Genomic DNA, 24,204 nt, shown 5'->3' with positions numbered 1-24,204 from the left:
CACATTTAACTAAGTTGAGTCGCTACCCAGCCACCAAAAATCAGTGATTGGGTAAACATATGAGGTTCTCCAAAGCCAGCTTCTTTAAGCAACTCCGTAAGCCTTTCCTGCGAGATCGGAAACAGTGATTTTCTAATATGACCAATGCCGCCTTCCACCATTTCGGGCTCGAATCTTTTGCTCAACAGAAAAGCATGAAGCAACGACAAGTTGTATTCAAAAGACTGTCCTTCGCCAAATATATCAACCAATAGGAGAGGAGCACCTTTTTTCAACCGTTGGGCAATGTTTTTGAGCAAATGTAATTTTGATCCGTCGTCCGGAAGGAAATGAAAAACCAGAATCGAAAGGGCAGCGTCCCATTTTTGTTCCAATGGCAAATCGGTGACGAGCCCGGTGACGAGTTCGTAGTTATCAGAAGATCGCAGTTTTGTTTCAGCCTGAACAATCATTTCAGGTGACGGGTCCACACCAGTTATTTTCCAGGTATCTGAAAATTGCAGCAGGTTCACTATTTCGGCACCTGTGCCACTTCCAACAACCAGGACATTCTTATCATTATTAATTCCAAGATGGTAACCGAGCAAAGAAGGCAAAAGTCCCTGGATCGCATCATAATCAGGACACCAAAGCCGGATAGATTCGTCATAAGTTTTGGCTCTCGGCCCTTCAAAGATCTCGACTGTTTTCATAAAGTACCAACTTGCGCGATAAACTGATTTTGCTTCCTCACACAAGGTAGGTTTTTTGGCAGATATTTGATTTCCAACCGAAAACTTCTTTGAGGATGTTCATAGCGTTTCCGAATCGAAAAACTTATTTTTTTTCACATGATCGACACCATAAATTTGGGCTTTTGCAATTTATTCCAACATTGAAATGAACATTATATCGCATACCGTAAATGAAGTCCAGATTGGCGAAGTCACATCGGAGGGGCTGATTATTGAAACGGCCGAAGACGGACTGGACCTCCTTGGCAACCTCTATTACCAGGGATTTGACAGCATTATCATTCATGAAGAGAACATTGCACCTTCCTTCTTTGATCTGAAAACGGGTATCGCCGGAGAAATACTTCAAAAATTCTCAAACTACCGCATGCGCCTGGCCATCATCGGCGACTTTGAAAAATATCCTGGGAAAAGTATACGTGATTTTATATATGAGAGCAATAAGGGTGGGAGGGTTAATTTTTTGGAGAGTGTTGGGGAGGCTTTGGAGAGGCTTTCAAAAGTGTAGTGAGTCCTTGCCATATGGAATGTTTTCAAGTTCATTTAAAACCAGATCCTGGCCCAGATCCTTAATAAATCGTTCAACGTCGGATCTAACCTGCCTATCAAGACTACATTGGCAGTTAAAAAATATCCCCCCACCTCAATTTGCATTTCTCCAAATTTCTTCTGAACCTTCAAGCTCCTAATCAAATGTAACATATGAAGAATCTTGCAAGAAATGCCCTGTTATGGTGGGGGTCGGCGAAAGCTCCCCGAGCGGTGTTACATCTGCTAGGACACCTGTAGACAGGGCGCCCTTTTTCGAAGTTGAAACCTAAAAAATGTAACACTAATGAACACACAACCAAATTCCGACGAATCTCCGGATTCGCGGCACCTGGCTTATGGCCGGGAAGTCGCAGAGTTGCTCAGTCAAACGTCTGCCGCCGCTTGGGCCAATGACCTTTGGGACATTTATAGCGGCTACATGCTGGCCCAGAAAGAAATGGGTTACAATCACCGGGCAAGCGACATTTTCACGTCTTTTAAAGAGCTGCTATTTTTCTTCCAGCGGGTGGAGGCAGTGAAGGGGATGAGGTAGTTAGCTGCCCGTTTTCAATCGCAAAGCCAGGTGATCTTGATGATCGTCTGGCTTTGTTGTGATTATTATTCCTTAATATTAACTTCGGAAAGTCACTGGTTATCGACATATCGACAAAATTTCCGCATTATCAATCAACAAGCTATGAAAAAACACTTACTGCTCGCATTTGGAATGTTTTTGTTTCAACAATCAATCGCTCAGGAAATACAGCCATTACCCGGCAAAATGTTGACGGTTAATATGGGCACCAGCAAAACAGGAACGGGCGATTTGTATGGCATAGTTTTGGGTTTCGAATACGAGAAAATGTTTCGCCCCAAGCTATCCTGGTCGTCGGAACTGGGAATGACGATTCACGATGGATCTGATATGATGATCGTGACCTGGGATGACGGAACAAAGGAGGATTTATCTTTTCGCCACACCACCGCGGGAATCCAGCTTGCCGGAAAACTAGGCTACCATTTTGTCAAGTCAGCGCACATGGATGCGGGTGTGAAACTTGGCGGCCTTGTGCGTTACCAATCTTCATCGCTTCCCAACGATCGCACGATAGTCTTCCCCTTAGCCACAGGCTACCCATTACCGCTCACGCTCATTCGCAACACTGAGCCCCAGCGTACCGTCGCTGTCGGAGGCTTGTTACAACTTTTTGCACGATATACATTCGGAAAAAACATCGTGGCCGGACTTTCAACAGGTTTTCAGGCGGATTCGAACGGCGATGTGTTTTTCCCTTCATTCGCGCTGAGCATCGGGAAGCGGTTTTAATGAGCCTTCAAGCTTCGGGTATCTTCTGCACTGTGAGACGCTTCTATATGTGGGTGTAATGTGTAGCCCCTACAAAACCTTCCTGAATGTAAGATTGATCCTCGCTTTCATTGGTACAGCCGATTTGGCGATCCTGTGTTCCCAATATTTTTGCAGATCTCCCTTCATTAAAAGCAGTGAACCATTTCCCAGTTCCAGGGAATATTGTTGCCTGTGATTTTCCTTATTCCTGAAATCAAAGTTGCGCGCCTGCCCAAAACTGACAGACGCTATCTCGGTTTTCAGGCCCACGATCGTGTCTTTGTCACTGTGCCAGGCCACGGAATCGTTCCCATCGCGATAATAATTGAGCAGTACCCCATTGAAAATAATTCCGGTATAGTCCTCTACTTTGGTTTTGATTTCCCATAATTCATCTGTCCACGGAATTGGCGGTCTTTTGTCATCTTGCCTGATCGGGCGGTCTCCAAACCATGCGCATAGTCTCGGAGTGAGCACCTCTTTATCATACATCATCACCTTGGTTTGCTGCCAGGTAATGGTTTCGAGGAAGGTATTCAGGTAACGGTCGCTTTCTTTTCTGTCGAAAAAACCGTGCTTATATTCCATCAAATGCTCCGGAAGCAACAAGTGCTCCCGGTCATCAAATAGCTTGAACTGCTCCATTTTACGTTTCCTTACTGTTTCTTTTTAATCCGCTTCGGATCTTCACCTTTCGTTACTCTTCTAATACTTTCTACACTGGGAAGTTCTTCCGGCATAGTGCCTCCGAGCTCTTGGATAGTTTGGCGAACTTTCTGACCCACTTCAAAATGCGTTTTGTTCGCCTTCTGCTTTCCAGTAATGTTTTCCCTTCTTAGTTTGTCATCCGTTTGTGTAGTACGGAACAGATTTGCCGCAAGCTCAGAGCTGCCCATGTGGTCCAGAATGTGCTGGCTCTTTTTAAGTTGCTTTCGCTCATGTATGGCTTTGGCATCCATTCCGCCATACAATCCCATATAACCATGATTTTGAAAAATGGCGTAGTCAATCGGCTCAACAACACCGGCAATTCGGGCAGAGTCTGCAAGCAGTAAGTTGTGTCGTGTAACCTCTCCCCGCAGGAAGATCCGCTTTTCATTTTCGCCAGGGAGGTTTTTGTATTCCTCCATTTGGCGGATTTCCTGCAAGCGGGTTTGAACAGCAAAGTAGGTTTGGCCTAGCGCTACTACTTCTTTGGAGGGATCGGCGTTTTGAACGATAAGGTAACAGGCATACCGGGATAGCTTCACATTATCACTTTTCCGTTTTGCTCCGTTTCCCAGTCCGATCATTTCGTGCAAATCCCCGAAATGATCTGAAACGCTCTGTTCGCTGTTTTTGCATGCTTCTTTGGCTCTTTCGATAACTGCTTTGAAATATCGGTACTCCGTATATTCTAGTACTTTTGCAAGTTCACGGGCACTCCAATATTCGTTTCCTTCATCGTCTGTTCTTCTGACTTTTTCAAAAAGCGAGCGTTCTTGTCCTGCGGTCATGGTCATTTATTTAGGTGTGTAAAGTTTATTTCTGTCTCGAAAACAAAGTAAGAAAAAACCGTGCACTTACACAACTAAATTGATATTAATAAAAACAAATATTTGATATTAATAATATCATTCGGCCGCCTCACTATTTCCCCAAGTACCCATTGTCTCCCAGCCAATCTGCCATTCGCTGTGGCCAGGACTTGATGCTTTGCCATTGTGAGCGGTTTCCCATGTTGAAGCCGTGGTCGCCTTTGGTGTAAAGGTGTGCTTCCACAGGACGCTTGGCTTCGCGGTATTTGACGAACAAGCTGGCAGTTGTTACGCCACAGCAAGGATCATCGTTGGCGGCGAGCAGGAATGCTGGCGGTGCGTCGGCAGGGACAGTTTCGGGTATTCCGAGAGGGCCGGGGTACACCAGCATTTGAAAATCGGGTTTTCCATCAAGGCGATCGATCGGATCTTTGGCGGCGGGATCACCTTTTCCAGAAGCGTATGCCACCGCTGCTACCACTTCTCCGCCGGCTGAAAAGCCGAGCATACCTACCTTGCTTGGATCGATACCATACTCTTTGGCCCGGCTTCGCACTTGCCTCATAGCGCGCAATGCATCCTCGCGAGGCGCTTTTTCTAATGAATAAGGCGAGCCTTCTTCCCGCGGCAGACGATATTTGAGGATAAAAACAGTGATACCCAATTTGGCCAGATACTCGGCGGGCTCAGTGCCTTCTGCATTGTAAACCAGCAATCGGAAACCGCCGCCCGGGCAAACCACCACCGCCGTACCATTGGCTTTTCCGGCCGGCGGCAACACCACTTGCAACGATGGGTTGTTGATATTTTTAACCCAATAATCTTTCGCCTGCTCAGGCTCAGTCCTGCGGTTTTCGAAGCCTGGAACGCCGTTTTCCCATAATGGAAACACTTTTTTTGCTTCTTGTGCGAAATTGAATGTAGGGCATAATATAAAAGTCATCAGCACTGCAAGCGCCGTGGCGTCGAGTCGGAACTTCGGGGTTGTCATAAGTTAATGTGATTTAGTTGTCGTCCATCAGGTTGAATGGGCCTGAGTCAAAAGCCTAAAACAGACGGACTTTACCCGCCGGGTAGTAATCCGAAACTCCACATAACCCGGACGACGGGCTGCTTTCCCGTTTGCGGGAGGGTAACAGGGATGCCTTTGCTCAGCTTTACAAAAAGTACTGGCGGCGATCGTTCGACTCGGCCTATAAACGTTTGCAGCTGAGGGAAGAGTGCGAGGAAATCATCCAGGAAATTTTTATTGACCTTTGGACTAAGCGCGAAAACCTCCTCATTACGGTTTCTTTGGAAGCTTACCTTTTCGGTGCGCTGCGGTTTGGTATTTACAATTTTATCCGCTCACGGAAAATCAGCGATAGTTACCTGGATCATTTGTTACACACGGCTAATCCCGAGCAAAACTACATTGAAGACTGGCTGTACTATGAGGAATTGTCGCAGGCACTGGAAAAAAGCATTCAAAATCTGCCCGACAAATTTCGAAAAGTGTATCTGCGCAGCAGGAGTGAGAATATGACCTACAGGGAAATCGCGGCACAGCTGAATTTGCCCATGGACACGGCCTAACCCAAGGCTTTGGCCTTGGGGTGGACGCCCCGCACACAGACGCCCGCCCGCGCTAACGTCAGAGCGTGGACGCGAGTACTGAGGCGCGCTACTTGCATGTCGTGACGCATATACATGCCTGGTACCCAGGGTTGAAACCCTGGGTTGGGGGTGTTTTTTTCTTTTTAGTCAGGGCTGCCTGGCGAAATTGGCAGGGCAACTCGCGAAACCTCCTGGGCATTGCTGGCGCGTGTTTATTGTTTTTTGCCAAAGACGATGCAAGCCTTTTCGCGAAAGCAAAAGACGCGGCCAAGAAAGTCATTGATTCCAAGGCTTATGCATTGCATCCACAGTTTCAAGAGATCTTTATGGAGCATGAATGAGCTTTTCTCTGTTCCGCAGGTTGAGATCGATCGCTCCGGTGGCTCCATTACCCAAAACCCAAATTACTGGCACTTGCCAGGTTTTCAAAACCTGGCAAGTCTTATTTCATTTACACTTTATATAAGCATTAACACCTGATGGTGTTTTTAAATAAAATAAATTATTAAGTTTAACAGGTGAAAAATATCAGAACTTGTATCGGGTTATTGTTGGTGGGGGCCGTCAGCATGGCTTCTGTTTCAAAGCCGGAGCAGCCGCTGTTCAGGAAGGTAGGGGATCAAGGGGCTAGGGCAATGGAGGTCAGCAAGCAAGGGCCGGATTCCAGCAGATTTACCTACCAAACACTCGTTTCCGGGTTGGACGAGCCTATGGAAATGGCTATTTTGCCAAATTACGATCTGGTAGTGGCCGAGCGAAAAGGTGCCGTTCGCTATTTCAACAATGCTACCAAAGAACTTTCAACCATTGCGCAGTTCAATGTGTTCAGTGGCATCGAGGACGGTTTGCTGGGTGTCGCGGCCGACCCGGATTTTAAAAATAACCATTGGATTTACTTTTATTACGGCATAGCTGGCGACCGGCACGTGAGCCAGTTGGCGCGGTTTGAATTGAATGGGCAAAACCTCGATCAATCGTCCAGAAAGGTGTTGCTGGAAGTGCCCACCCAGCGCAAATATTGCTGCCATTCAGCAGGTTACCTTACTTTTGATAGCGACGGGCTTTTGTATCTGTCGATAGGTGACAATACCAATGCAGAAGAAATTGAAGGCCATAACCCGACAGACGAACGTCCGGGCCACGAGCTCGCAGACGACCAGGGAGCGACGGCCAATAGTAATGATTTCAGAGGTAAAATATTGAGGATCAAACCGAAGGCGGATGGAGCATATAGCATTCCCGACGGTAATTTATTTCCCAAGGACGGGTCAGCAGGCAAGCCTGAGATTTTGGCAATGGGTTTGCGAAATCCATTCAGGATATCGGTGGACCCGAAAACCAAATATGTGTACTGGGGCGACGTAGGCCCGGATACTGAGATTCCAGCCAGTGAAGGAAAGCTGAGTTATGACGAGATCAATCAGGCACGCAAGCCAGGATTTTTCGGTTATCCTTACTTTTTGGGCGATAATGAGGTTTTTCCAGACTATAATTTTGAAACAAAAAAAGAGGGGCCTGGAAAAGATCCGAAACGTCCGATCAATGATTCTCCTAACAACACGGGTGTGAAAGAGTTGCCGCCTGCGCAGCCTGCATTCATTTGGTATGGTAAAGTTCCTTCTAAAAAGTGGCCGCTGGTTGGTAAAGGCGGGGCGAGCGCCATGGCCGGGCCGGTGTATTACAGTGACTTATATCCCAATTCTCCATATAAGCTGCCGGACTATTACAATGGGAAACTGTTCATTTTTGAATGGATCAGGAAGTGGATCATGGCGGTGACCATGGATAGTAATGGCAACTATGTGAATATGGAGCCGTTTTTGCCGCAACTCAAAGTGGTAGCGCCGATGGATATGCAGATCGCGCCCGACGGAGCTGTGTATTTGCTTGCGTATGGTACCAACTGGTTCGCCCGAAATACGGATTCAGGTATCATCCGGGTGGAATATTCAGAGGGGAACCGCAATCCTGTGGCTGCATTGAAAACGAGCAAAACCATTGGCTCAGCGCCATTTACCGTCACATTGTCGGCCAAAGGTTCCAAAGACTACGACCCGGGCGACAAGCTTTCTTATGAATGGAAGGTAGGCGATAAAAAATTGACCGGACAGGAGTTGATACATACATTTACCAAAGCCGGAACTTACAATATCGTGTTGACCGTCTCCGACCAGAATGGCGGGAAAGGTACGGCTACGGCTGAAATTAAAGTAGGAAACACACCTCCTGACGTTAAAATCGCCACAAAGGCGAACCGGAGCTTTTATTGGGACAACACCACATTGGATTATCAGGTAAAGGTTGCCGACAAAGAGGATGGTAAAATTGATCCCGAAAATGTGAACGTAAGTTTCAATTATCTGCCATTTGGGAAAGATCTCGCCGGTGCACTGACATCTGCCGGTGAAAGCGATCTGCGTTTTGCGGCGACTCAGAAACTGTACGCGACACTGGATTGCAAGGCTTGTCACACCATGGAAACCAAGTCTATCGGCCCGGCATTGAAGGAGATTTCTAAAAAATATATGGGCAAGGAAGATGCAGAGGCCACATTGTCCCGTAAAATTATCACTGGCGGAAGCGGAAACTGGGGTACTTACCCGATGCCGCCACATGCGGATTTGCCGGAAAAAGATGCCAGCGATATAGCCGCATATATTTTGTCATTGGCCCAAAAACAAACCAAAACGCCGCTTGCCAATACCATTAAATTGACGGAGCACGAAGGCAAGGGCAACGAAGGAGCGTATGTACTGCTAGCTGCGTATACAGATAAGGGTGCAAATGGCATTGAACCGATAAAATCCAGCAGTCACATTGTCCTGAAAAATCCATTAATCCAGCTGGAAGACTACCAGGAGGGGAATGTGGGTGTGGTGATCGCGACACAGAACACAGGTTTCATTTCCTACATCGCCAACATTACGAATGGAAAGTACGTCCGTTTTAATGCGATTGATCTCACGCACATTACTGGTATACGTATGCGGGTGCAGGAGCAAGGCGCGGGCGGGACGATCGAGTTGCGGCAGGGAGCAAAAGATGGCCCATTATTGGGTGAAATCGATGTTCCGGCAGGTAAGGTACAAGATCCGAAAACGGATTGGAAAGATGTTTTGCTGAAAGTAAACCCGGTATCAGGGACGCATGATCTGTTTTTTGTTTTCAAAAATCCGGAGACAAAAAGTCCGCTGTTCCACATCGATCATATGTATTTTCAGAAATAACCTAACCCTTAATACAAAGCCAAAGATCCCGGAAGGGTCATTCTGGGCTATCTGGCCAATCATGGCGGCATGACTTTACCCTGGCTGCCGATCAAAACCGCGATCAACAAATATTCCCTCAGCCTGGTCAACAACGACACCCAACTCAAAACCTCCAAACTGAGAGAAGAAGCAGGCTTGCTGGGTGCGTGCCTGCTGGTACGGGACCGTTTTTTGGAGGTTTAGGGGTCTATGTTAAATTATAGTGAACATTTGCTGCTGTCCGGGTTCGGAAAAAAGGTATTTGGTACCTTTCCGAATCTAATACAGCAACCACTAAAAAATGAAACTAAGGCTACTTATTTTGACTTTGCTCTCGATCAGTTTTTACAGCTACGGGCAGAGAAACAAAACCAAAAATATCGTCATGATCTCCATTGACGGCTATCGCTGGCAGGAGATTTTCAACGGAGCAGATTCCGCTATTTTCTTCAATAAAAAATATCACAAACAGGATTCGGCTGCATTCTCGGCTAAATATTGGGCGAAAACAAAAGACGAAAGGAAGAAGAAACTGATGCCGTTTTTCTGGAATACGATAGCGACCCAGGGGCAACTTTATGGAAACCGTGAGTTTGGCAATGAGGTTTACGTCAGAAACAAATACTGGTTTTCCTACCCCGGTCGCAGCGAGACTTTGTGCGGTTTCTATGATCCTCAAATCAATAGCAACGAATACCCGGACAACCCGAATGAGAATGTGCTGGAATTCATTAATAAGCAAAAAGATTACGCCGGAAAAGTGGTCACATTCGCTTCCTGGGATGCATTATCGCGAATCGTGAACCGAAACCGTAATAAAATGCTTGTGAACATTCCAGGCGAAGACATTAAAGATCCCAAACTGACAGAAGCTCAGTCGCTTTCCAACGAGCTGCAATATTACATGCCCCAATACTTTGGCAAAGAGGTGCGATTTGACGCCAGTACTTACGCCATGACCCAGTCGTACATAAAAGTGCATCATCCCAAAGTACTCCACATCGATTTTGCGGACCCTGATAGTTTCGGTCACGCAGGCGAGTACGATTCGTACCTGGACGCAGCGCATTACCTGGACGCAATGATCGGTAAACTATGGAATACGATGCAGGCGGACAAATTTTATAAAGGCAGCACTACATTCATCATCTACCCGGATCACGGTCGCGGCGTAGGTGATCTTTGGACAACCCACGGAGGTTCAGGACCTCGCTCCAATGAAACCTGGATGACGGTAATCGGCCCGGATACCCCAGCCAAGGGCGAAATGAAAACGCAAGGGCAAATTTACCAGGATCAAATAGCTCAGACTGTGGCGCAATTACTGGGCTTCAAGTTCACAGCGAACCACCCCGTTGGCGAACCAGTGACCACCGTTTGGAAGTAGCGATCATGTACTAATCCTTCCTCACCAGCTTGATCACATAACCACCACCCGGTGCCAAATGTATTTTCAGTGCTGATTTATTGGTCAATGTATCGGAAGATATTTTATAATCCGCCGCGTAACGGTCTGCGTTGATCCCGTCTGCGCAGATCGTGGCGGTATAATTTGCATTGTCCAGAAAGTCGAGCGGCAGATTTAAGTCGCGGGCGGAGGAATCGGTCATTGCGCCAATGTACCAGTCGTTTCCCTTTTTTCTGGCAGTAATAATGTAGTCGCCCAGTTTTGCATCTACGATCCGGGTTGTGTCCCAGGTCGTCGGAATGCTGCCCAGCAATTCCATAAATGCGGGTTCGGCCAGTCCCTGGGAGGGGTTACCGTCGAAAAACTGTATCGGGCTTTCATATATAATGTACATCGCGAGCTGCTGCGTACGGGTAGTCATGGACATCACACTTTCCGGGATCGCCCTGAACCCTTTCGGCGTAGCATTATTGAGTAGCCCCGGCTCATAATCCAGCGGTCCGCTGAGCATTCTGATAAACGGCAGCCGCAGGTTGTGTTCAGGCGTCGGCTTGTCGCTCCACATATTGTACTCCGAACCCAAAACCGCCTCTCTGGCCACCGCATGCGGGAAAGTCCGGTTGAAACCGGCCGGTTTGAATGCACCATGAAACATGAGCATCAGTTTGTGACGGGCGCAGGCTTCGGCGATTTTGTAAAAAAGCTGCACCGCTTTCTGGTCGTCACGATTGATAAAATCGGTCATAATAAAGTCTACGCCCCATTTATTGAACTGATCGAGCGCAGGTTCCAGTTGCTTTTCCAATGTCAATGCAAGCGTCCACATACTGATTTTTACATTCCTGCTTTTGGCATAAGCAACAATGGTATCCATATTGATCTCCGGGTTGATTTTGAAAAGGTCATTATTGTCACTCCACCCGGCATCCATCATAATGCGTTCAAAACCAAATCGTTTGGCGAAATCAATGTAGTACTTATAAGTTTCGGTATTGATCCCGCTTTTGAAAGGCACGTTATATACATTGGAAGAAATCACCCATTCGTCCGTCGCTTTGCCGGGCTTCACCCACGACACATCCGCCACGCGGGAAGGCGACGCAAGCCTGTAAACCAGATCATTACCGGGCAAGTCCTTGTCTTCAACAGCTATAATCAAAACCCGCCAGGGGAAATCGCGGCTGCCCTTGGTGCGGGCCAGGAAATCGGCCCGTTTCGTCACAAACCTCAGGGAATACAGTTCGTGACTTTCTTCTTCTTTGAGCGGATAGGCCGCGAAATCTCCGATTAAAGCATTGCCGGAGTCGCACGTGAGGAACATGCCGGGATAATCTTCCAGGTCGGATTCAGTGATCACCACTTTTGGAGCTTGTGCCGGTGTAACCAAAACCGGTGTAAAAATCAGACTTTTAGTCGAGATGCTATCCAGGGACTTGACCGTGTACAGTTCCTCAAAACTGGTGTGGTACTTGTCCATATTGCCCGGCGGCGTTACCTCGGGGTAGTACACGGTCGGGTTAGTGGGAAATTGGAAGCGGGCGGTTTCTGTTTTAACCTGAATATCCTCTTTGAATGCGGTACTGATCCGGTATGCGACGCCATCATTGTAAACCCTGAAAATTACGGCAAATGAATTGGGCAGCGTCACTTTCAATTCCTGATAATGATCTGGTATATGCGTCCGTTTCTCAGGAACCGGCGAAATGATGGTTTCATTCACCAGTCTTTGTGCAAACTTTGGTTTTGCGAGGCCGTCCGAAAGTTTTTGCCCGCCAGAGAGCTCCATATCAATTTCCGACGGAGCAAGGAGCAATGTATTTTTATAATAAATGCTGTAAATGAGCTTCTTATTAATATTCACGGACAAGCGAATCGTCTGATCCGGCGAACTGATTTCCCTGACAGTAGCTGCCTCTGAAATCAGGCAGATTACGGTCAGTATTGTAGTTAAAAAGTAGGGTTGCTTCATGTGCTTTTCGTTTACCTTTTCGCAGGTTTGGCAAGAAAACTGAACGATGCAGAAAGATAAACGGATCATTGATTAAATGCTAATAACCAGGATTTTGGGCCGCAACGCCACCCGCGGCACGCCAGCGGATAACGTCGCGATTACGCACCTGTACTATTACTTTTTCATGACCTGTTCGTGCTCACCACAATGTTTCCAACCGGGATGCCCCGACCCCGGGAAACCATGGCCGGAACGAACGATGAATATGTTCATGAAGATGAAGGCGACGATTATGGTGATGGAAGCTATTTTGGTGAAAAGTACCAATGTTGGTCTTTGGGAAAAATTGCCGAATACATATCCCAGGATGAAAACCATACAGGTTACGAAAAGTAGTCTTGCGAGAATCAGAAATCCGAAAAACATGGCTTTTTGAGTTTAATTGGAACAAAATGAATGAATTGAAAGGCGGCGCATTACTTCAACAGCGCGTCGCTTTCTGCTTTCCCCCAATGTGGTGCGGTCGAAAATACGACATTGGATAGCTGCTGACTGACCTTTCCGGCCAGTTCCTTTGCCAGCCCTTTGTCGCCTCCCCACAGTTTGGGCGTGTAGAATTTGGTCCAGGCCTGTACGTACATTCCTCTTGGATTTTCGGGGTCAAGCGCCTGTGCTTTTTTGAGAAATTGGTCAGACAGCGTTCCGAATTCACGTCCCATCGTCATCGGGTTGATGAAGACTTTGGTACGGTAAATCATGCTTTGAACCACGTAAATCTCGGCCAGCGCCTTCTTGTCAGCTTTATCGGCCAGCGACTCGCTTTTTTTAATCTGTGCTTCACCTTTCACGCTGAACGGTTCGATCTTTTCACCGTCGTCTTGCAATAGGAAACCGGTTTTTGCATTGCAGAAAGCAGCATAGTAGTAAGGTAGCCAATCGGTTTTGGCGGCATTGCCGATTTGCACAAATGTCTTTTCAAGCGATTGATAGTCAGCCACTGTTTTGGCTTGATCGAGTTTTTTAACTACTCCGTCTAGTGGAGTGTTGCCCGACGTTTGCGCCCAGGTAATGAGGCAGGTACAGGCGAGCAAAATGATACTTAGCGTTAGCTTTTTCATGGTTTGAATTGGATTGATTGGTTATAAATTATTGTCCAAAAGGTCGTCGGTGCGGTCTACGCCCAGGCTCATGAATACGCCTATGAAGTAGGTGCGGGTGGCGGGTAATGTGACGGGCGTTTTGTACTGACCATTATAAGAGTAATTGTATCCAAAGATCTGGCGGGTACCGAGCAGGTTATTAACCCCGAATGCAAAACCCGAAAAATCCTTGATCTTCGATTTCTTGAAAAGCTTCATTAAATGCGCCACATGCAGGTTGAGGGCGCTATATGGGCTGGCTTTGCCTGAATCGTAGATGTTCGTTGCATCATCATTGCCCGGGCGGATGTCGTAGTAGGGGCGCCCGGTGGCGTAGGAGTAGGACACATTCACGCTGGTGTTGATGTTCTGGAAAAACCGCTTGATAGCGACCGTGAATGTATGTGGCGTCGTGAATGCAGGCCGAATGCTTTCCGGGTAGTTGAGGTAATTTCGTTTGCTGTCGAGATAGGTGTAGGTGACCCAGTAATCCAGGTTTTTGACTGTTTTTTTGTCCCGCCAGAACAGTTCAATACCTTTTGCATACCCGGTACCGTCATTGCTGAGCCCGGGATAGGTGCGGATCAGGTTTTTGTATTTTTTATAATAAATCTCTGTTCTGAAAAACCGGTTGTTTGCTTTTTTTGAATAATTCAGGACATAATGTTCAGCATTTGAAGAATTCAGGTCTCGGTTTTGGTACAGGTACACATTTTCCGGTTTTTGGTAAAAAATGCCATAGGCAAAATTGAGTTGTTCGCCGCGTGCAATGCGATAGCCCACACTCGCCCGCGGAGCTAATGTGGCTTTGCGGAGCAGGGAAGAGTATTCCAGCCTGGCGCCAACCCGGGCGGCAATGTTCTCGCTGATGCGAATGTCGCTTTCGGCAAAAGCGGCGGAAAGATGATCGGTCAATGGAGTGATTTTCTGATTGTAGTTCCACCGGTCGCGGAAGTAAAAATGCTCGCCGCCAAAGCGCAATGATTGATTTCTTTCAAAATTTCTGGTCAGTACCACCCGGCCCTGGGCGAAGTCGGATGTGGTAATGTGTGCGGCATTTTTTGAATCAAATGGAGAGGAGGCAATGCTGACCGGATCGTTTTGCAGATTCAATAATTGGGTCTGAATGTCGTCCTGATTGTAGCTGTACGTTGCACCGGCATCCAGTCGCCAGTTGCTGCCCAGCTCGTCGCGGTAGCTGAGGGTACCATATATATTCCTGCTTTTCAGCCTGAAATCCGACTTTAATGACACGCTGTCCACATCCGCATTCCGCATTCCGATCGTACTTTCTGCGTAAGCCAGGTAGACTTTGATGATCCCATCTTTACCTGTTTTCAATCTTACGTTAGCATTTGCATTGATATACTCCGGGCCGCGGTAATAGTCTGGTTTTTGCGGAATGATGGAGTTGTATGGGTGAAGGTTGGTGTAGGCGATCCCGCCGCCGAAGCTGCTCCGGTTGGATTTGGCCAGATGCTGGAAGCCCGCGCCTAAATTGGAAGGAAAGACACTGAAATTCGCCGCACTTTTTTCGGGCATGTCAATGCTTTCGAGAATGAGTGCGCTGCTCATCGCCTGGCCGTACAGCGCAGAGTACCCACCGGTATTGAACAGCACGCCTTTGAACAAAAACAGGTTCAGCCGCGCCGGTTGCATAATACCCGGAACGGACGTGTAATTGGGGTTTTTGAGTAGGATACCGTCAATGAATTGCTTGGTTTCTTCATTGGTTCCGCCACGGACAAACAAGCCTTCCCGTTCGCCGATCTGCTGAGAACCCGGCAACGATCGCAGCGCATTGGCAATGTCGCCTCCATTTCCCGCCACGGTGTAGGCGTCGATGGGAGTAAGGGAAGCGCCTTTGGCTTTGTCGCTCGCCTCGAAGCTTCCTGCGCTTACGGTCACTTCTTCGAGATCGTTGGCAGCGTCGGGTAACGTGATCAAAACGGTCAGAACAGTGTCTGAAAGCACTATTTTCTCGCTGTACGTTTTGAAACCCAGTGAAGAAACCTGCAATGTTTGCGGGCCTTTTAGCGCAACCGTGAAGCTGAACCGGCCGAGGCTGTCGGCGGTAGTACCGGCTGTGGTTCCTTTGAGGACGATGGCTGCGGAAGGAACGGGGCTTCCCAGCGAGCTAGTCACTTCGCCGGTGATCCTGGTCTGGCCCAATGCTGTCGCACTGATTATCGCAGCCAGTAACAGCAGAATGGTTTTGTCGATGAGTGTATTGATTTTCATGGCTTTGTTCTTTTTCTGAACAAAACTAGCTTCGAAAATGAATGGCTTTCGGGAGAGTAGATGAGCCGGCTAAATGCCGAGACAAACCGGTTAAATGTCGCGACTTAGTCTCAGCCTATATGAAGGATTTTGCGGAGATTTTCTTTGTAAGATTCGCTGACGGGGATCTCATTGGTTCCTATCTCGACAACATCACGCTTGATGGCAGTGATTTTATCCACAGCCACGAGGTAGGATTTATGAATGCGGATGAATGCAGGTTCGGGCAGTTTTTCTTCCAGGGATTTGATGGTCATTCTGGTAATGATCGGCTTGGTCGCCGTGGTAAGGTAGATTTTGACATAATCTTTCAATCCTTCCACCCAGGCCACTTTTTCTATCTCAACTTTGACGAGGGAATATTCAACGTGAACGAAGAAGTCGGTGATTTTTACGTCAGGATCAATGGGTAGTAATTTTGGTTTTTTCAATTGGAATAGCTCGTGGGCCCGGTTACAGGCTTTCAGAAACCGCTCCATACTGACGGGTTTGAGCAGATAGTCAACCACATTCAGTTCAAAACCTTCCAGCGCATATTTTTCGTAGGCGGTCACCAGAATTACGAGCGGAGGATCAGGTAATGTTTTCAAAAACTGCAAGCCGGTGAGACGGGGCATTTGAATGTCCAGAAAAACCAGGTCAATGCTTTCATTTTGCAGGATTTCAATCGCTTCCATTGCATTTCTGGCCGTTTTGACCAAAGTCAGATAGGGTACCTGCCGGATGTTGTCCACCAGAAGGTCAAGTACCAGTTTTTCATCATCTACGGCAATGCAGCGCATCATGTCAGCGTCAGATTTAGGGTCACATGAAAAGTTGAATCGCTTTTGTCAATGCGCAATTCATGTTTTTTAGGATAAAGCAAAGTGAGGCGGGTTCTCACATTTTCGAGGCCGATGCCCGAACTGTCGTCCTTCTGCGCCATACCCTGCTCATCATAATTATTGTTAACCTCAAACTGCAACGCGCCGTTCCTGATTTGTAGCCTTATATATATGTATGGATTTTCGATCAGCCCGACACCATGTTTGAATGCATTTTCAACGAACGGTACCAGCAGTAATGGTTCGATCTCGTGGCCGGCCGCAGTATCATCCACTTCTGTCTTAAAAGCGATATCGACTGTATCCCCAAAACGCAGTTTTTGAAGTTCAATGTAGCTGCCAAGGTATTCAAGTTCTTTGCTGACCGGCACTTTTTCGCCCTTTGTTTCATACAGCATATACCGCATCAGATCAGAAAGACGGAGCAATGCAGGTTCCAGATGTTCGGATTTGCTGCGGGCAAGTGATACCATATTAGTCAACACATTGAAAAGAAAATGGGGGTTGATCTGAGAGCGGAGAAATTTTAGTTCGGCTGCCAGTCGTTGGGCGTGCTGCTCTTTCTTCTGTTTTTCTTTTTGAATGCTATCGGCAACCCGTCGGTAAATGACGCTGGCCATGAACACAAAAACTGATGGCGCAAATACGAATTGTGCCGATCCCGACCGCAACACTTCGGGAAACTGACTGGCGACGATCTGGTATTTGATCATAAATGAAACGACGATCAGCAGTATCGAAGCCAATATGTACAACCACCAGCGCCAGCCATTCGCCAGTTTGGGATACAGGAAAAATGCATTGAAATAAAAGATCGCCATGTGAATGAACCCGGCCATTGTAATGAATGAACCTGGAATCCCGCCGATCATATAATGCTCACCAGCCGAGGAAAGTATATAAGGAAGCAGCAGAATGACAGTCCACACAAGCACATGGATCGCTATTTCCCACTTGACCGGTTTGCTGAGTTCAGCCATACTTAACATTCAGAACAGATAATCGGCAATATTAACTTTTTCCATTCACATTGTCTGAAAACAAGCATGTTCGGCTATTATTTATTTGGGTTACTAGTTGTTTAGCAATCTTTTTCTATATTTACGGGCACGTGCCCGTTTTTCAATCATTTTACGTAAAGTTGTGTGACAGAAGGGTTGGGCACGATGCATTGAAATCTTAAACCTTTTCAAAATATGTCGAGTTTTAAAACTTCCCGCCGACAATTTGTAACGACCGGCCTGGTGGCCATGGCCGGGTTATCTGTTCCGGATGCTGTTTTTGCCCGAAAACCGGGAGCGGCGGACAAGGTCAGGGTAGGGCTGATCGGGACGGGTTCAAGGGGTTCGGGGCTGGCGACTTTGATCAGGGATATACCAGAGCTTGCACTGGTTGCCTGCTGCGACATTATCCCGGAAAATCTGCAAAAGGGAATGAGCCTGGCGGAAAAAGGTGCCAAAGGCTATACCGATTATCGCAAGCTGCTGGAAGATAAGAGCCTTGACGCCGTGATCATCGCGACGCCACTTTATTTGCATTATCCCATGGCAGTGGATGCATTGAAAGTCGGCAAGCATATTTATTTGGAAAAATCCATGACCTATGACATTCCGCAGGCCATAGATCTGGTGAAAAAAGTACGGAGTTCGGGCTTAGTATTTCAAATCGGTTACCAGTACCGCTATTACGGTTTGTACCACAGGGTGAAGGAGATCATTAATCAAAACTGGTTGGGCAAGATCACGCATTTTGAATGTCAGTATAACCGAAATTCCAACTGGCGGTTTCCGGTAAATGATCCAAAGCAGGAGCGGGCGATCAACTGGCGCATGTACCGCGAATACTGCGGAGGCCCATTATCGGAACTATGTGCCCACGAAATTGATGTGGTGAATTACCTGCTCGACAGCCATCCGCTGAAAGTAGTAGGCCTGGGCGGCATTAATTATTGGAAGGACGGGCGCGATACGTATGATAACATCCGTACCGTGTACGACTATCCAAATGGCGTAAAAGCCAGCGTGACTTCGGTGCTTTCCAATGCGTATAACGGTTATAGCATACGTATTTTGGGGGATAAGGCGACGGTTGAAATTCTTCGAGATAAAGCATACATCTATCCCGAAACTACCAACAATGCCAAAGGCGTGGTCGACGGCGTGAGTGGGGCCACATTGGCGGTAACCACCCAGGGCAAGGGTGTAGAGGTAGCCTTTGGGAAACCGGGCGAAGAGGGCCTGGAACCGACAGTGTACGCGTTGCAAGATTTTGTTACCTGCATTAAAACAAAGAAAAAACCCATTTCCAATGTCGAAACCGGCCGCGACGGTTCGATTGCGATACATATGGGAAACGCCGCTGCCGACACGGAGTCGGTACAAATTTGGAAGCCAGAGTATTCGGTTTGAAAGGGCTGATTTGTCATCCTGAGCGCAGCGGCCGCCGCTGCGCTCAGGATGACAAATCAACGCTCAGGTGACAGTTGAAGCATTCGTTTTATCGCAGAATTTTATTTGGCAATGGATGTTTTTGTTCTTCAATGGCATTTACGGTAACGTTCTCGCTATTATTTTCGGAGAATATCATTGAAGCATCTTGATTCCTTGTAACATTGTTCTTGCTCAAAATATAGTACTGTAAAGCCGCAGAATGTCGATTGAAAATTTTCACAAGCCGCATTTGTGAAGGAGAATCTTTGTGCCCAAAAAACACCTTAACCCATCTTATATGCGATCAAAACCACTACTAATGAAAATGTCCGGAATCTTCATGCTGTTGTTGATTCTGATGGTACCCTGGGACCTCCGTGCCCAGAGCCTGAAAGACGTAACCGGGAATGTAACGGACAGTCTGACGAACCAGGGACTGCCTGGTGTGACGGTGATTGTGAAAGGTACCCAGCGAGGCACCACTACGAATGCGGAAGGCCAGTACTCCATCCAGGCGGCTCCTTCTGATGTGATTTCGTTCAGTTTTGTAGGGTATGTATTAAAGGATGTACCGGTCGGCAATCAGTCGGTGATCACGATCAGTATGCAGCCGAGCACCAATGCATTGGACGAGCTGGTAGTGGTAGGTTACGGAACGATGAAAAAAAGTGACCTGACGGGTGCGGTAATCCGGATCGACTCCAAAACCTTTAAAAACCAGCCTATGACCCAGCTGACCGACATGCTCACGGGAACTGTGGCGGGTTTTAATGCCAACCAGGCAACGACGGCTGCCGGTGGAAGTTCCATGCAGATCCGCGGCCCCAAGTCACTCAATGCATCATCGAGCCCTATGGTGGTGATGGACGGGGTGATTTTCAATGGAAATATTTCGGACATTAATCCGGCGGACATTGAAACCATGGACATTCTCAAAGATGCCAGCTCGGCGGCGGTTTTTGGAGCACGTGCAGCGGGAGGCGTGATCCTGATCACTACTAAAAAGGGGGTAACGGGGAAGCCAATGATCAATGTGTCGGCCAACGTTGGCGTTACCGAAACGACCAACGATTTCAAACCTTTCGACAAAGACGGGTACCTGACTTTCAGGAGAGATGTATTGCGGGCGACGAATCCGAACAATCCCGGATACTATTACGATAATCCTTCGGCGCTTCCTTCGGGCGTGACGCTGGAACAATGGCGGTCGGCAAGCAACAACCCGCAGACGGACAACACCCAGGAGTGGCTGGGCAGGCTGCGATTTTTTCCAATTGAAACCGAAAATTATCTGGCGGGAAAAACGGTCGACTGGTACAAGGAAGTGGTGCGGACCGGAAAACGTCAGAATTATGATGTCAGCATTGGCGGCGGTGCCAAGAATGTGACTTATTACTGGTCTCTGGGTTATCAGAAGAATGAAGGTTTGATCCGGGGCGATCAATTTGCCACGATCCGCTCCCGGTTGAATGTCGATTTCAAAGTGACGGACTGGCTGAATGTGGGTGTGAACTCACAATTTGCGGACCGAGACGAAAGTAGCGTGACTGCGAACCTGGCGCAAATGTACCTGATGAGCCCCTACGGATCGATGTTCGATGCCAATGGGGACGTATCGTGGTATCCGAACAGTTTTGCGGCTACTTCGAACCCATTGATCAACTACTATGGACAGGACAGGCTGAAAAAAGTGAATACGCTTTTCGCTTCCATGTATGCCAAATTGAAGCTGCCGTTTGGGTTTGATTACAAATTATCGTTTCAACCCCGCTACGAAACCTTGAAGGATTACAATTTCTGGAATTCCAAAACACTGGACGGCGGTGCCTCGCGGTCGGGTGGCTACGGGACCCGGGACGATGCGTCGGCTTATGAATGGATCCTGGATAATTTGCTTCACTGGAACAAAAAGATCGGCATCCATCAGTTTGACGTTACATTACTTTACAGCTCCGAAAGAAAAAGAGAATGGGCGTCAACGACCGGTAACCAGACTTTTGTGCCAAATCAGAACCTGGGTTTTCACGGTTTGCAATACGGAACCAACCCGACGGTAAACTCCAATGATACCCAGATCACCGGCGACGCCGCTATGGCGCGGTTGAACTATACTTTGGCAGATAAATACCTGTTTACTGCTTCGGTACGTCGCGACGGATTCTCTGCATTTGGTACTAAAAAACCGAGAGCAACTTTCCCGGCTGCGGCCATTGCCTGGAAAATCTCGGAGGAGAAGTTCTTCAATGTGGATTTGATCAGCCAGATGAAACTGCGTGTATCCTGGGGCGTAAACGGAAACCGGGATATTGGCCCGTACTCCGCACTCGCACAGCTGCTTTCGGCCATGTATTATGATGGTACCAATGTACAGGTAGGGGTGTACAATACGTCGCTTGCTAACCCGAACCTGGTGTGGGAGAAAACGAAATCCATTAACCTCGGGGTAGATCTGAGCCTGTTGAAAAACCGGATTGATATGAGCATGGAGTATTATGACATGACTACTACCGACTTGCTCATGAACCGCCTGCTGCCTGAAATTACCGGTTTCAAAAACATCACTTCTAACCTTGGCCAGCTTGGTAACAAGGGTTTTGAAATGACGATCAACACCATTAATACTGAAAAACGCAATTTTTCATGGCGAAGCGGACTGGTTGTTTCGTTCAACCGTAACAAGATCAAGCGATTGTTTGGAGACTATAAAGAGGTGACAGTAGATGGCAAAACGGTGAAGACTGAGTTGCCGGATTATTCCAATGAATGGTTTCCCGGCCAGGCGCTCGACCGCGTATGGAATTACGATGTGACGGGTATCTGGCAAACGAATGAAAAGGATGCAGCCGCAGTTTACAAGCTGCAACCAGGGGATTTCAAGGCGACCGACACAGACGGTAATGGTAAATACGAGGCGCTGGCAGACAAAATGTTCATCGGATATCGTCAGCCGAGAATGCGGATCGGGTTAAGGAATGAGTTTACTTTTCTGAAAAACTTTTCGGCATCCGTGTTCCTGCGCAGCGAGCTGGGCAACATTGCACCATTTGCGGAAGGACTTCGCACAGGTGGCTCCGACACTTACGACAGAAGGAATACCAACGATTTTCCATACTGGACACCCGATAATCCGACCAATGATTACGCCCGGTTGAACAACAATACCAACGTTTTTGGTGGCGGGATTAAGGTTTATAAAAAGATTTCCTACCTGCGTGTGCAGGACGTGAACCTGGCATACTCGCTACCCGCCACCTTTGCGGAGAAGATCAAAGTAAGCAATGTAAGGATCTTTGCTGCCGGCCGGAACATTTACACCATCACAAAATGGCCGGGCTGGGACCCTGAATCCTGGGATTCGAGCGGGAATAACATTCCTATGCCGCGCACATTTACAGTTGGTCTGAACCTGTCATTGTAATCAAGAGAAAACAAGAGATTTATGAAAAGTCTTATTCAAATATTCGCCGTACTTTTTGTACTGATCCTGACCCAGTCGTCTTGCAACAAGGACTGGCTCAAACCCGAACCGCTTTCTTTTTACAGCCCTGAGAATGTCTATACCGATAAAGCAGGCCTGGAATCACTGGTGATCACGATGCGTAAAGACCTTAAAAACGAATGCACCGGGACCATGCCCAACCTGGTTATGGAGTTCGCAGCGTCGGACCTGGCTGCACCCTGGTCGCAGCTGGATTTTTATAACCTTACTCCCAATACGGACCAGTACTACCGTTTCCTGGCCATGTTTACGGTCATGTATTCTTCTATCAAAAACACCAATGTGCTCATTTCGAGGGTTGATGACGTGGAATGGGCGTCGGAAGCGGAAAAGAATGCCATCCTTGCGGAGGCTTACTGGCATCGTTCGTACTGGTATTACCGGCTGGTGAATTCGTATGGAGATGTACCTTTTATTCAGGAAGAAATTCAGGGTGCGAAACTTGATTTCCAAACGCACAGCCGATGGACCATTTTGGAAAAAATACAATCAGACGTGGAGTTTGCGGCTGAATGGTTACCTGTGACACCAAAAGCCGGAGGGATTTCCAAAGGCGCTGCCAATCATTTACTGACCAAGATTTACCTGGCCAACATGCAATTTGACAAGGCCATTGAATCTGCTACGAAAGTGATCAATGGCCCATATTCACTGATCACCCAACGCTTTGGCATCGATGCGGCCAAAGGCTACCGCAATGTGATCTGGGATTTGCACCGTGCCAAAAATTTCAGTAATGCCCAGAATACCGAGAGCATCCTGAATGCGATCGACCGTTTCGAAGCGCCTCCTGCGGCACGTTCTGCCGGACTTTACACCATGCGGATGTACAATTGTCAATGGTTCCAGCCACAGGTGCTCGACAGCCAGGGCAAGCCGGGAATGGTTGCAAGTGGCCCAATGTATGATTCACTGGGAAGGGGCAATGCCAATGTACGCTTGACAGGATTTTATCAATACGACATCTGGTCGTACAAAGGCGATACCTGGCGCACGACACCGGATTTGAGGAGAAGCGACATTAACTGGGTGGATATTCATGAGCTTAAATACAACAACCCGGCCTCCGTGGATTTTGGAAAACCATTGAAAATCTCCAATCTCGCGGCGCAAGTGGATACGTTCAAACACGTGTATGCGATGCCACATTATATTATGTACAACCCGCAGGACGATCCGAAGGCGGTACCGATGGGTGGAAACGGCGACTGGTATATTTTCAGACTAGCGGATACTTACCTGTTGCGCGCTGAGGCATACTACTGGAAAAACCAGCTGGCACTAGCCGCCGACGACCTGAACAAGGTTAGGCAGCGTGCGAAGGCATTGCCGGTTTCAGCCAGCGAGGTAACCATTGATTTTCTCATGAATGAACGCGGCAGGGAGCTTTTTGCGGAAGAGCCACGCCACTCAGAGCTGGTGAGGGTTTCCTACATACTTGCAAAATCGGGTATCGGCGGTTATAGTCTGACCAATTTTAGTGAAAAGAATTTCTTCTTCGACCGGGTGACGAAATACAATACAACCTACGCGAAAAAGATCCAATTGTTGGGAAATACGGCTAATATGGCACCTTTCCATGTTCTCTGGCCGATTCCTTCGGCGATCATTACTGCAAATACGCAAGCTGTGATCAACCAGAATGTGGGCTACGACGGAGCGAATAAGAACATTGCGCCGCTAACTAAGATTGAATAAGC

Annotated in this window: 22 protein-coding genes; 13 read left to right on the top strand and 9 right to left on the bottom strand. The window is 47.7% G+C overall.

Annotated elements, in window-relative coordinates; all coding sequences use genetic code 11:
• Positions 1-5: 5 nt before the first annotated feature.
• On the bottom strand, positions 6-692 hold the full coding sequence (locus ON006_RS11695; RefSeq protein ID WP_244819970.1) for a class I SAM-dependent methyltransferase: 687 nt from the start codon (positions 690-692) through the stop codon (positions 6-8).
• Positions 693-879: 187 nt separating this feature from the next.
• On the opposite strand from ON006_RS11695, the gene ON006_RS11690 reads away from it, so the two are divergent.
• The 3 genes from ON006_RS11690 (at position 880) to ON006_RS11680 (ending at position 2,592) form a co-directional block, all read left to right on the top strand.
• Positions 880-1,242 (top strand): DUF4180 domain-containing protein, encoded by a 363-nt coding sequence (locus ON006_RS11690; protein ID WP_244819969.1) that lies wholly within the window; start codon positions 880-882, stop codon positions 1,240-1,242.
• Between the two features lie 327 nt (positions 1,243-1,569).
• The gene (locus ON006_RS11685) at positions 1,570-1,818 is read left to right on the top strand and encodes a hypothetical protein (RefSeq protein WP_244819968.1); all 249 of its coding nucleotides are present in this window, start codon (positions 1,570-1,572) and stop codon (positions 1,816-1,818) included.
• Positions 1,819-1,962: 144 nt separating this feature from the next.
• Positions 1,963-2,592 (top strand): hypothetical protein, encoded by a 630-nt coding sequence (locus ON006_RS11680; protein ID WP_244819967.1) that lies wholly within the window; start codon positions 1,963-1,965, stop codon positions 2,590-2,592.
• A gap of 69 nt (positions 2,593-2,661) precedes the next feature.
• On the opposite strand, the gene ON006_RS11675 is transcribed toward ON006_RS11680, so the two are convergent.
• From ON006_RS11675 to ON006_RS11665, 3 genes are all read right to left on the bottom strand, one after another.
• Positions 2,662-3,258, bottom strand: coding sequence for an alpha-ketoglutarate-dependent dioxygenase AlkB family protein (locus ON006_RS11675; protein ID WP_244819966.1), 597 nt, complete (start codon positions 3,256-3,258; stop codon positions 2,662-2,664).
• An 11-nt stretch (positions 3,259-3,269) separates the two neighbouring features.
• A complete protein-coding gene (dinD, locus tag ON006_RS11670; RefSeq protein WP_244819965.1) occupies positions 3,270-4,109 on the bottom strand; it encodes a DNA damage-inducible protein D in 840 nt (279 codons plus the stop codon).
• Between the two features lie 133 nt (positions 4,110-4,242).
• On the bottom strand, positions 4,243-5,121 hold the full coding sequence (locus ON006_RS11665; protein WP_244819964.1) for an alpha/beta hydrolase: 879 nt from the start codon (positions 5,119-5,121) through the stop codon (positions 4,243-4,245).
• A gap of 131 nt (positions 5,122-5,252) precedes the next feature.
• Here ON006_RS11665 and ON006_RS11660 point away from each other — a divergent pair, with 131 nt between their 5' ends.
• From ON006_RS11660 to ON006_RS11635, 6 genes are all read left to right on the top strand, one after another.
• On the top strand, positions 5,253-5,705 hold the full coding sequence (locus ON006_RS11660) for a sigma-70 family RNA polymerase sigma factor (protein ID WP_244819963.1): 453 nt from the start codon (positions 5,253-5,255) through the stop codon (positions 5,703-5,705).
• 65 nt (positions 5,706-5,770) lie between these two features.
• Positions 5,771-6,067, top strand: a complete 297-nt coding sequence (locus ON006_RS11655; protein ID WP_244819962.1) for a hypothetical protein — start codon at positions 5,771-5,773, stop codon at positions 6,065-6,067.
• Positions 6,060-6,206 (top strand): RagB/SusD family nutrient uptake outer membrane protein, encoded by a 147-nt coding sequence (locus ON006_RS11650; RefSeq protein ID WP_244819961.1) that lies wholly within the window; start codon positions 6,060-6,062, stop codon positions 6,204-6,206. Before ON006_RS11655 ends, ON006_RS11650 begins: the two co-directional genes overlap by 8 nt.
• A 38-nt stretch (positions 6,207-6,244) precedes the next feature.
• Entirely contained in the window at positions 6,245-8,953 is a 2,709-nt protein-coding gene (locus tag ON006_RS11645; protein ID WP_244819960.1) for a PQQ-dependent sugar dehydrogenase, read from the top strand.
• Positions 8,954-9,022: 69 nt separating this feature from the next.
• Positions 9,023-9,178: a hypothetical protein gene (locus ON006_RS11640; RefSeq protein WP_244819959.1), complete on the top strand. Its 156-nt coding sequence runs from the start codon at positions 9,023-9,025 to the stop codon at positions 9,176-9,178.
• A gap of 97 nt (positions 9,179-9,275) precedes the next feature.
• Entirely contained in the window at positions 9,276-10,361 is a 1,086-nt protein-coding gene (locus ON006_RS11635; RefSeq protein WP_244819958.1) for an alkaline phosphatase family protein, read from the top strand.
• A gap of 10 nt (positions 10,362-10,371) precedes the next feature.
• Here the strand turns inward: ON006_RS11635 and ON006_RS11630 are convergent, their stop codons facing one another.
• Positions 10,372-12,351, bottom strand: coding sequence for a glycoside hydrolase family 97 protein (locus ON006_RS11630; protein ID WP_244819957.1), 1,980 nt, complete (start codon positions 12,349-12,351; stop codon positions 10,372-10,374).
• Between the two features lie 204 nt (positions 12,352-12,555).
• Between ON006_RS11630 and ON006_RS11625 the strand changes: the two genes are divergently transcribed.
• Entirely contained in the window at positions 12,556-12,729 is a 174-nt protein-coding gene (locus ON006_RS11625) for a hypothetical protein (protein WP_244819956.1), read from the top strand.
• An 80-nt stretch (positions 12,730-12,809) separates the two neighbouring features.
• Here the strand turns inward: ON006_RS11625 and ON006_RS11620 are convergent, their stop codons facing one another.
• The 4 genes from ON006_RS11620 to ON006_RS11605 form a co-directional block, all read right to left on the bottom strand.
• Positions 12,810-13,451: a hypothetical protein gene (locus tag ON006_RS11620; RefSeq protein WP_244819955.1), complete on the bottom strand. Its 642-nt coding sequence runs from the start codon at positions 13,449-13,451 to the stop codon at positions 12,810-12,812.
• 21 nt (positions 13,452-13,472) lie between these two features.
• Positions 13,473-15,713, bottom strand: a complete 2,241-nt coding sequence (locus tag ON006_RS11615) for a TonB-dependent receptor (RefSeq protein WP_244819954.1) — start codon at positions 15,711-15,713, stop codon at positions 13,473-13,475.
• Positions 15,714-15,823: 110 nt separating this feature from the next.
• Complete coding sequence (locus ON006_RS11610) at positions 15,824-16,537, bottom strand: LytR/AlgR family response regulator transcription factor (RefSeq protein WP_244819953.1); 714 nt, start codon at positions 16,535-16,537, stop codon at positions 15,824-15,826.
• The gene (locus ON006_RS11605) at positions 16,534-17,556 is read right to left on the bottom strand and encodes a sensor histidine kinase (RefSeq protein ID WP_244819952.1); all 1,023 of its coding nucleotides are present in this window, start codon (positions 17,554-17,556) and stop codon (positions 16,534-16,536) included. Before ON006_RS11605 ends, ON006_RS11610 begins: the two co-directional genes overlap by 4 nt.
• Before the next feature lie 216 nt (positions 17,557-17,772).
• Here ON006_RS11605 and ON006_RS11600 point away from each other — a divergent pair, with 216 nt between their 5' ends.
• From ON006_RS11600 to ON006_RS11590, 3 genes are all read left to right on the top strand, one after another.
• Positions 17,773-18,984, top strand: coding sequence for a Gfo/Idh/MocA family protein (locus ON006_RS11600; RefSeq protein WP_244819951.1), 1,212 nt, complete (start codon positions 17,773-17,775; stop codon positions 18,982-18,984).
• A 340-nt stretch (positions 18,985-19,324) separates the two neighbouring features.
• The gene (locus ON006_RS11595) at positions 19,325-22,423 is read left to right on the top strand and encodes a SusC/RagA family TonB-linked outer membrane protein (protein ID WP_244819950.1); all 3,099 of its coding nucleotides are present in this window, start codon (positions 19,325-19,327) and stop codon (positions 22,421-22,423) included.
• Between the two features lie 21 nt (positions 22,424-22,444).
• The gene (locus ON006_RS11590) at positions 22,445-24,202 is read left to right on the top strand and encodes a RagB/SusD family nutrient uptake outer membrane protein (RefSeq protein WP_244819949.1); all 1,758 of its coding nucleotides are present in this window, start codon (positions 22,445-22,447) and stop codon (positions 24,200-24,202) included.
• Positions 24,203-24,204 lie beyond the last annotated feature (2 nt).

It is taken from the genome of Dyadobacter pollutisoli, from assembly GCF_026625565.1.
GTDB lineage: Bacteria > Bacteroidota > Bacteroidia > Cytophagales > Spirosomataceae > Dyadobacter > Dyadobacter pollutisoli.
Note: the sequence above shows the minus strand (reverse complement) of the source record. Positions and strands in the feature narration are given on the sequence as shown.

What these genes read in the sequence shown, in the direction of transcription:
- ON006_RS11695 (WP_244819970.1), bottom strand. Translation starts at nt 692, where the DNA reads ATGAAAACAGTCGAGATCTTTGAAGGGCCGAGAGCCAAAACTTATGAC.
- ON006_RS11690 (WP_244819969.1), top strand. Translation starts at nt 880, where the DNA reads ATGAACATTATATCGCATACCGTAAATGAAGTCCAGATTGGCGAAGTC.
- ON006_RS11685 (WP_244819968.1), top strand. Translation starts at nt 1,570, where the DNA reads ATGAACACACAACCAAATTCCGACGAATCTCCGGATTCGCGGCACCTG.
- ON006_RS11680 (WP_244819967.1), top strand. Translation starts at nt 1,963, where the DNA reads ATGAAAAAACACTTACTGCTCGCATTTGGAATGTTTTTGTTTCAACAA.
- ON006_RS11675 (WP_244819966.1), bottom strand. Translation starts at nt 3,258, where the DNA reads ATGGAGCAGTTCAAGCTATTTGATGACCGGGAGCACTTGTTGCTTCCG.
- dinD (WP_244819965.1), bottom strand. Translation starts at nt 4,109, where the DNA reads ATGACCGCAGGACAAGAACGCTCGCTTTTTGAAAAAGTCAGAAGAACA.
- ON006_RS11665 (WP_244819964.1), bottom strand. Translation starts at nt 5,121, where the DNA reads ATGACAACCCCGAAGTTCCGACTCGACGCCACGGCGCTTGCAGTGCTG.
- ON006_RS11650 (WP_244819961.1), top strand. Translation starts at nt 6,060, where the DNA reads ATGAATGAGCTTTTCTCTGTTCCGCAGGTTGAGATCGATCGCTCCGGT.
- ON006_RS11640 (WP_244819959.1), top strand. Translation starts at nt 9,023, where the DNA reads ATGACTTTACCCTGGCTGCCGATCAAAACCGCGATCAACAAATATTCC.
- ON006_RS11635 (WP_244819958.1), top strand. Translation starts at nt 9,276, where the DNA reads ATGAAACTAAGGCTACTTATTTTGACTTTGCTCTCGATCAGTTTTTAC.
- ON006_RS11630 (WP_244819957.1), bottom strand. Translation starts at nt 12,351, where the DNA reads ATGAAGCAACCCTACTTTTTAACTACAATACTGACCGTAATCTGCCTG.
- ON006_RS11625 (WP_244819956.1), top strand. Translation starts at nt 12,556, where the DNA reads ATGCCCCGACCCCGGGAAACCATGGCCGGAACGAACGATGAATATGTT.
- ON006_RS11620 (WP_244819955.1), bottom strand. Translation starts at nt 13,451, where the DNA reads ATGAAAAAGCTAACGCTAAGTATCATTTTGCTCGCCTGTACCTGCCTC.
- ON006_RS11615 (WP_244819954.1), bottom strand. Translation starts at nt 15,713, where the DNA reads ATGAAAATCAATACACTCATCGACAAAACCATTCTGCTGTTACTGGCT.
- ON006_RS11610 (WP_244819953.1), bottom strand. Translation starts at nt 16,537, where the DNA reads ATGATGCGCTGCATTGCCGTAGATGATGAAAAACTGGTACTTGACCTT.
- ON006_RS11605 (WP_244819952.1), bottom strand. Translation starts at nt 17,556, where the DNA reads ATGGCTGAACTCAGCAAACCGGTCAAGTGGGAAATAGCGATCCATGTG.
- ON006_RS11600 (WP_244819951.1), top strand. Translation starts at nt 17,773, where the DNA reads ATGTCGAGTTTTAAAACTTCCCGCCGACAATTTGTAACGACCGGCCTG.
- ON006_RS11595 (WP_244819950.1), top strand. Translation starts at nt 19,325, where the DNA reads ATGAAAATGTCCGGAATCTTCATGCTGTTGTTGATTCTGATGGTACCC.
- ON006_RS11590 (WP_244819949.1), top strand. Translation starts at nt 22,445, where the DNA reads ATGAAAAGTCTTATTCAAATATTCGCCGTACTTTTTGTACTGATCCTG.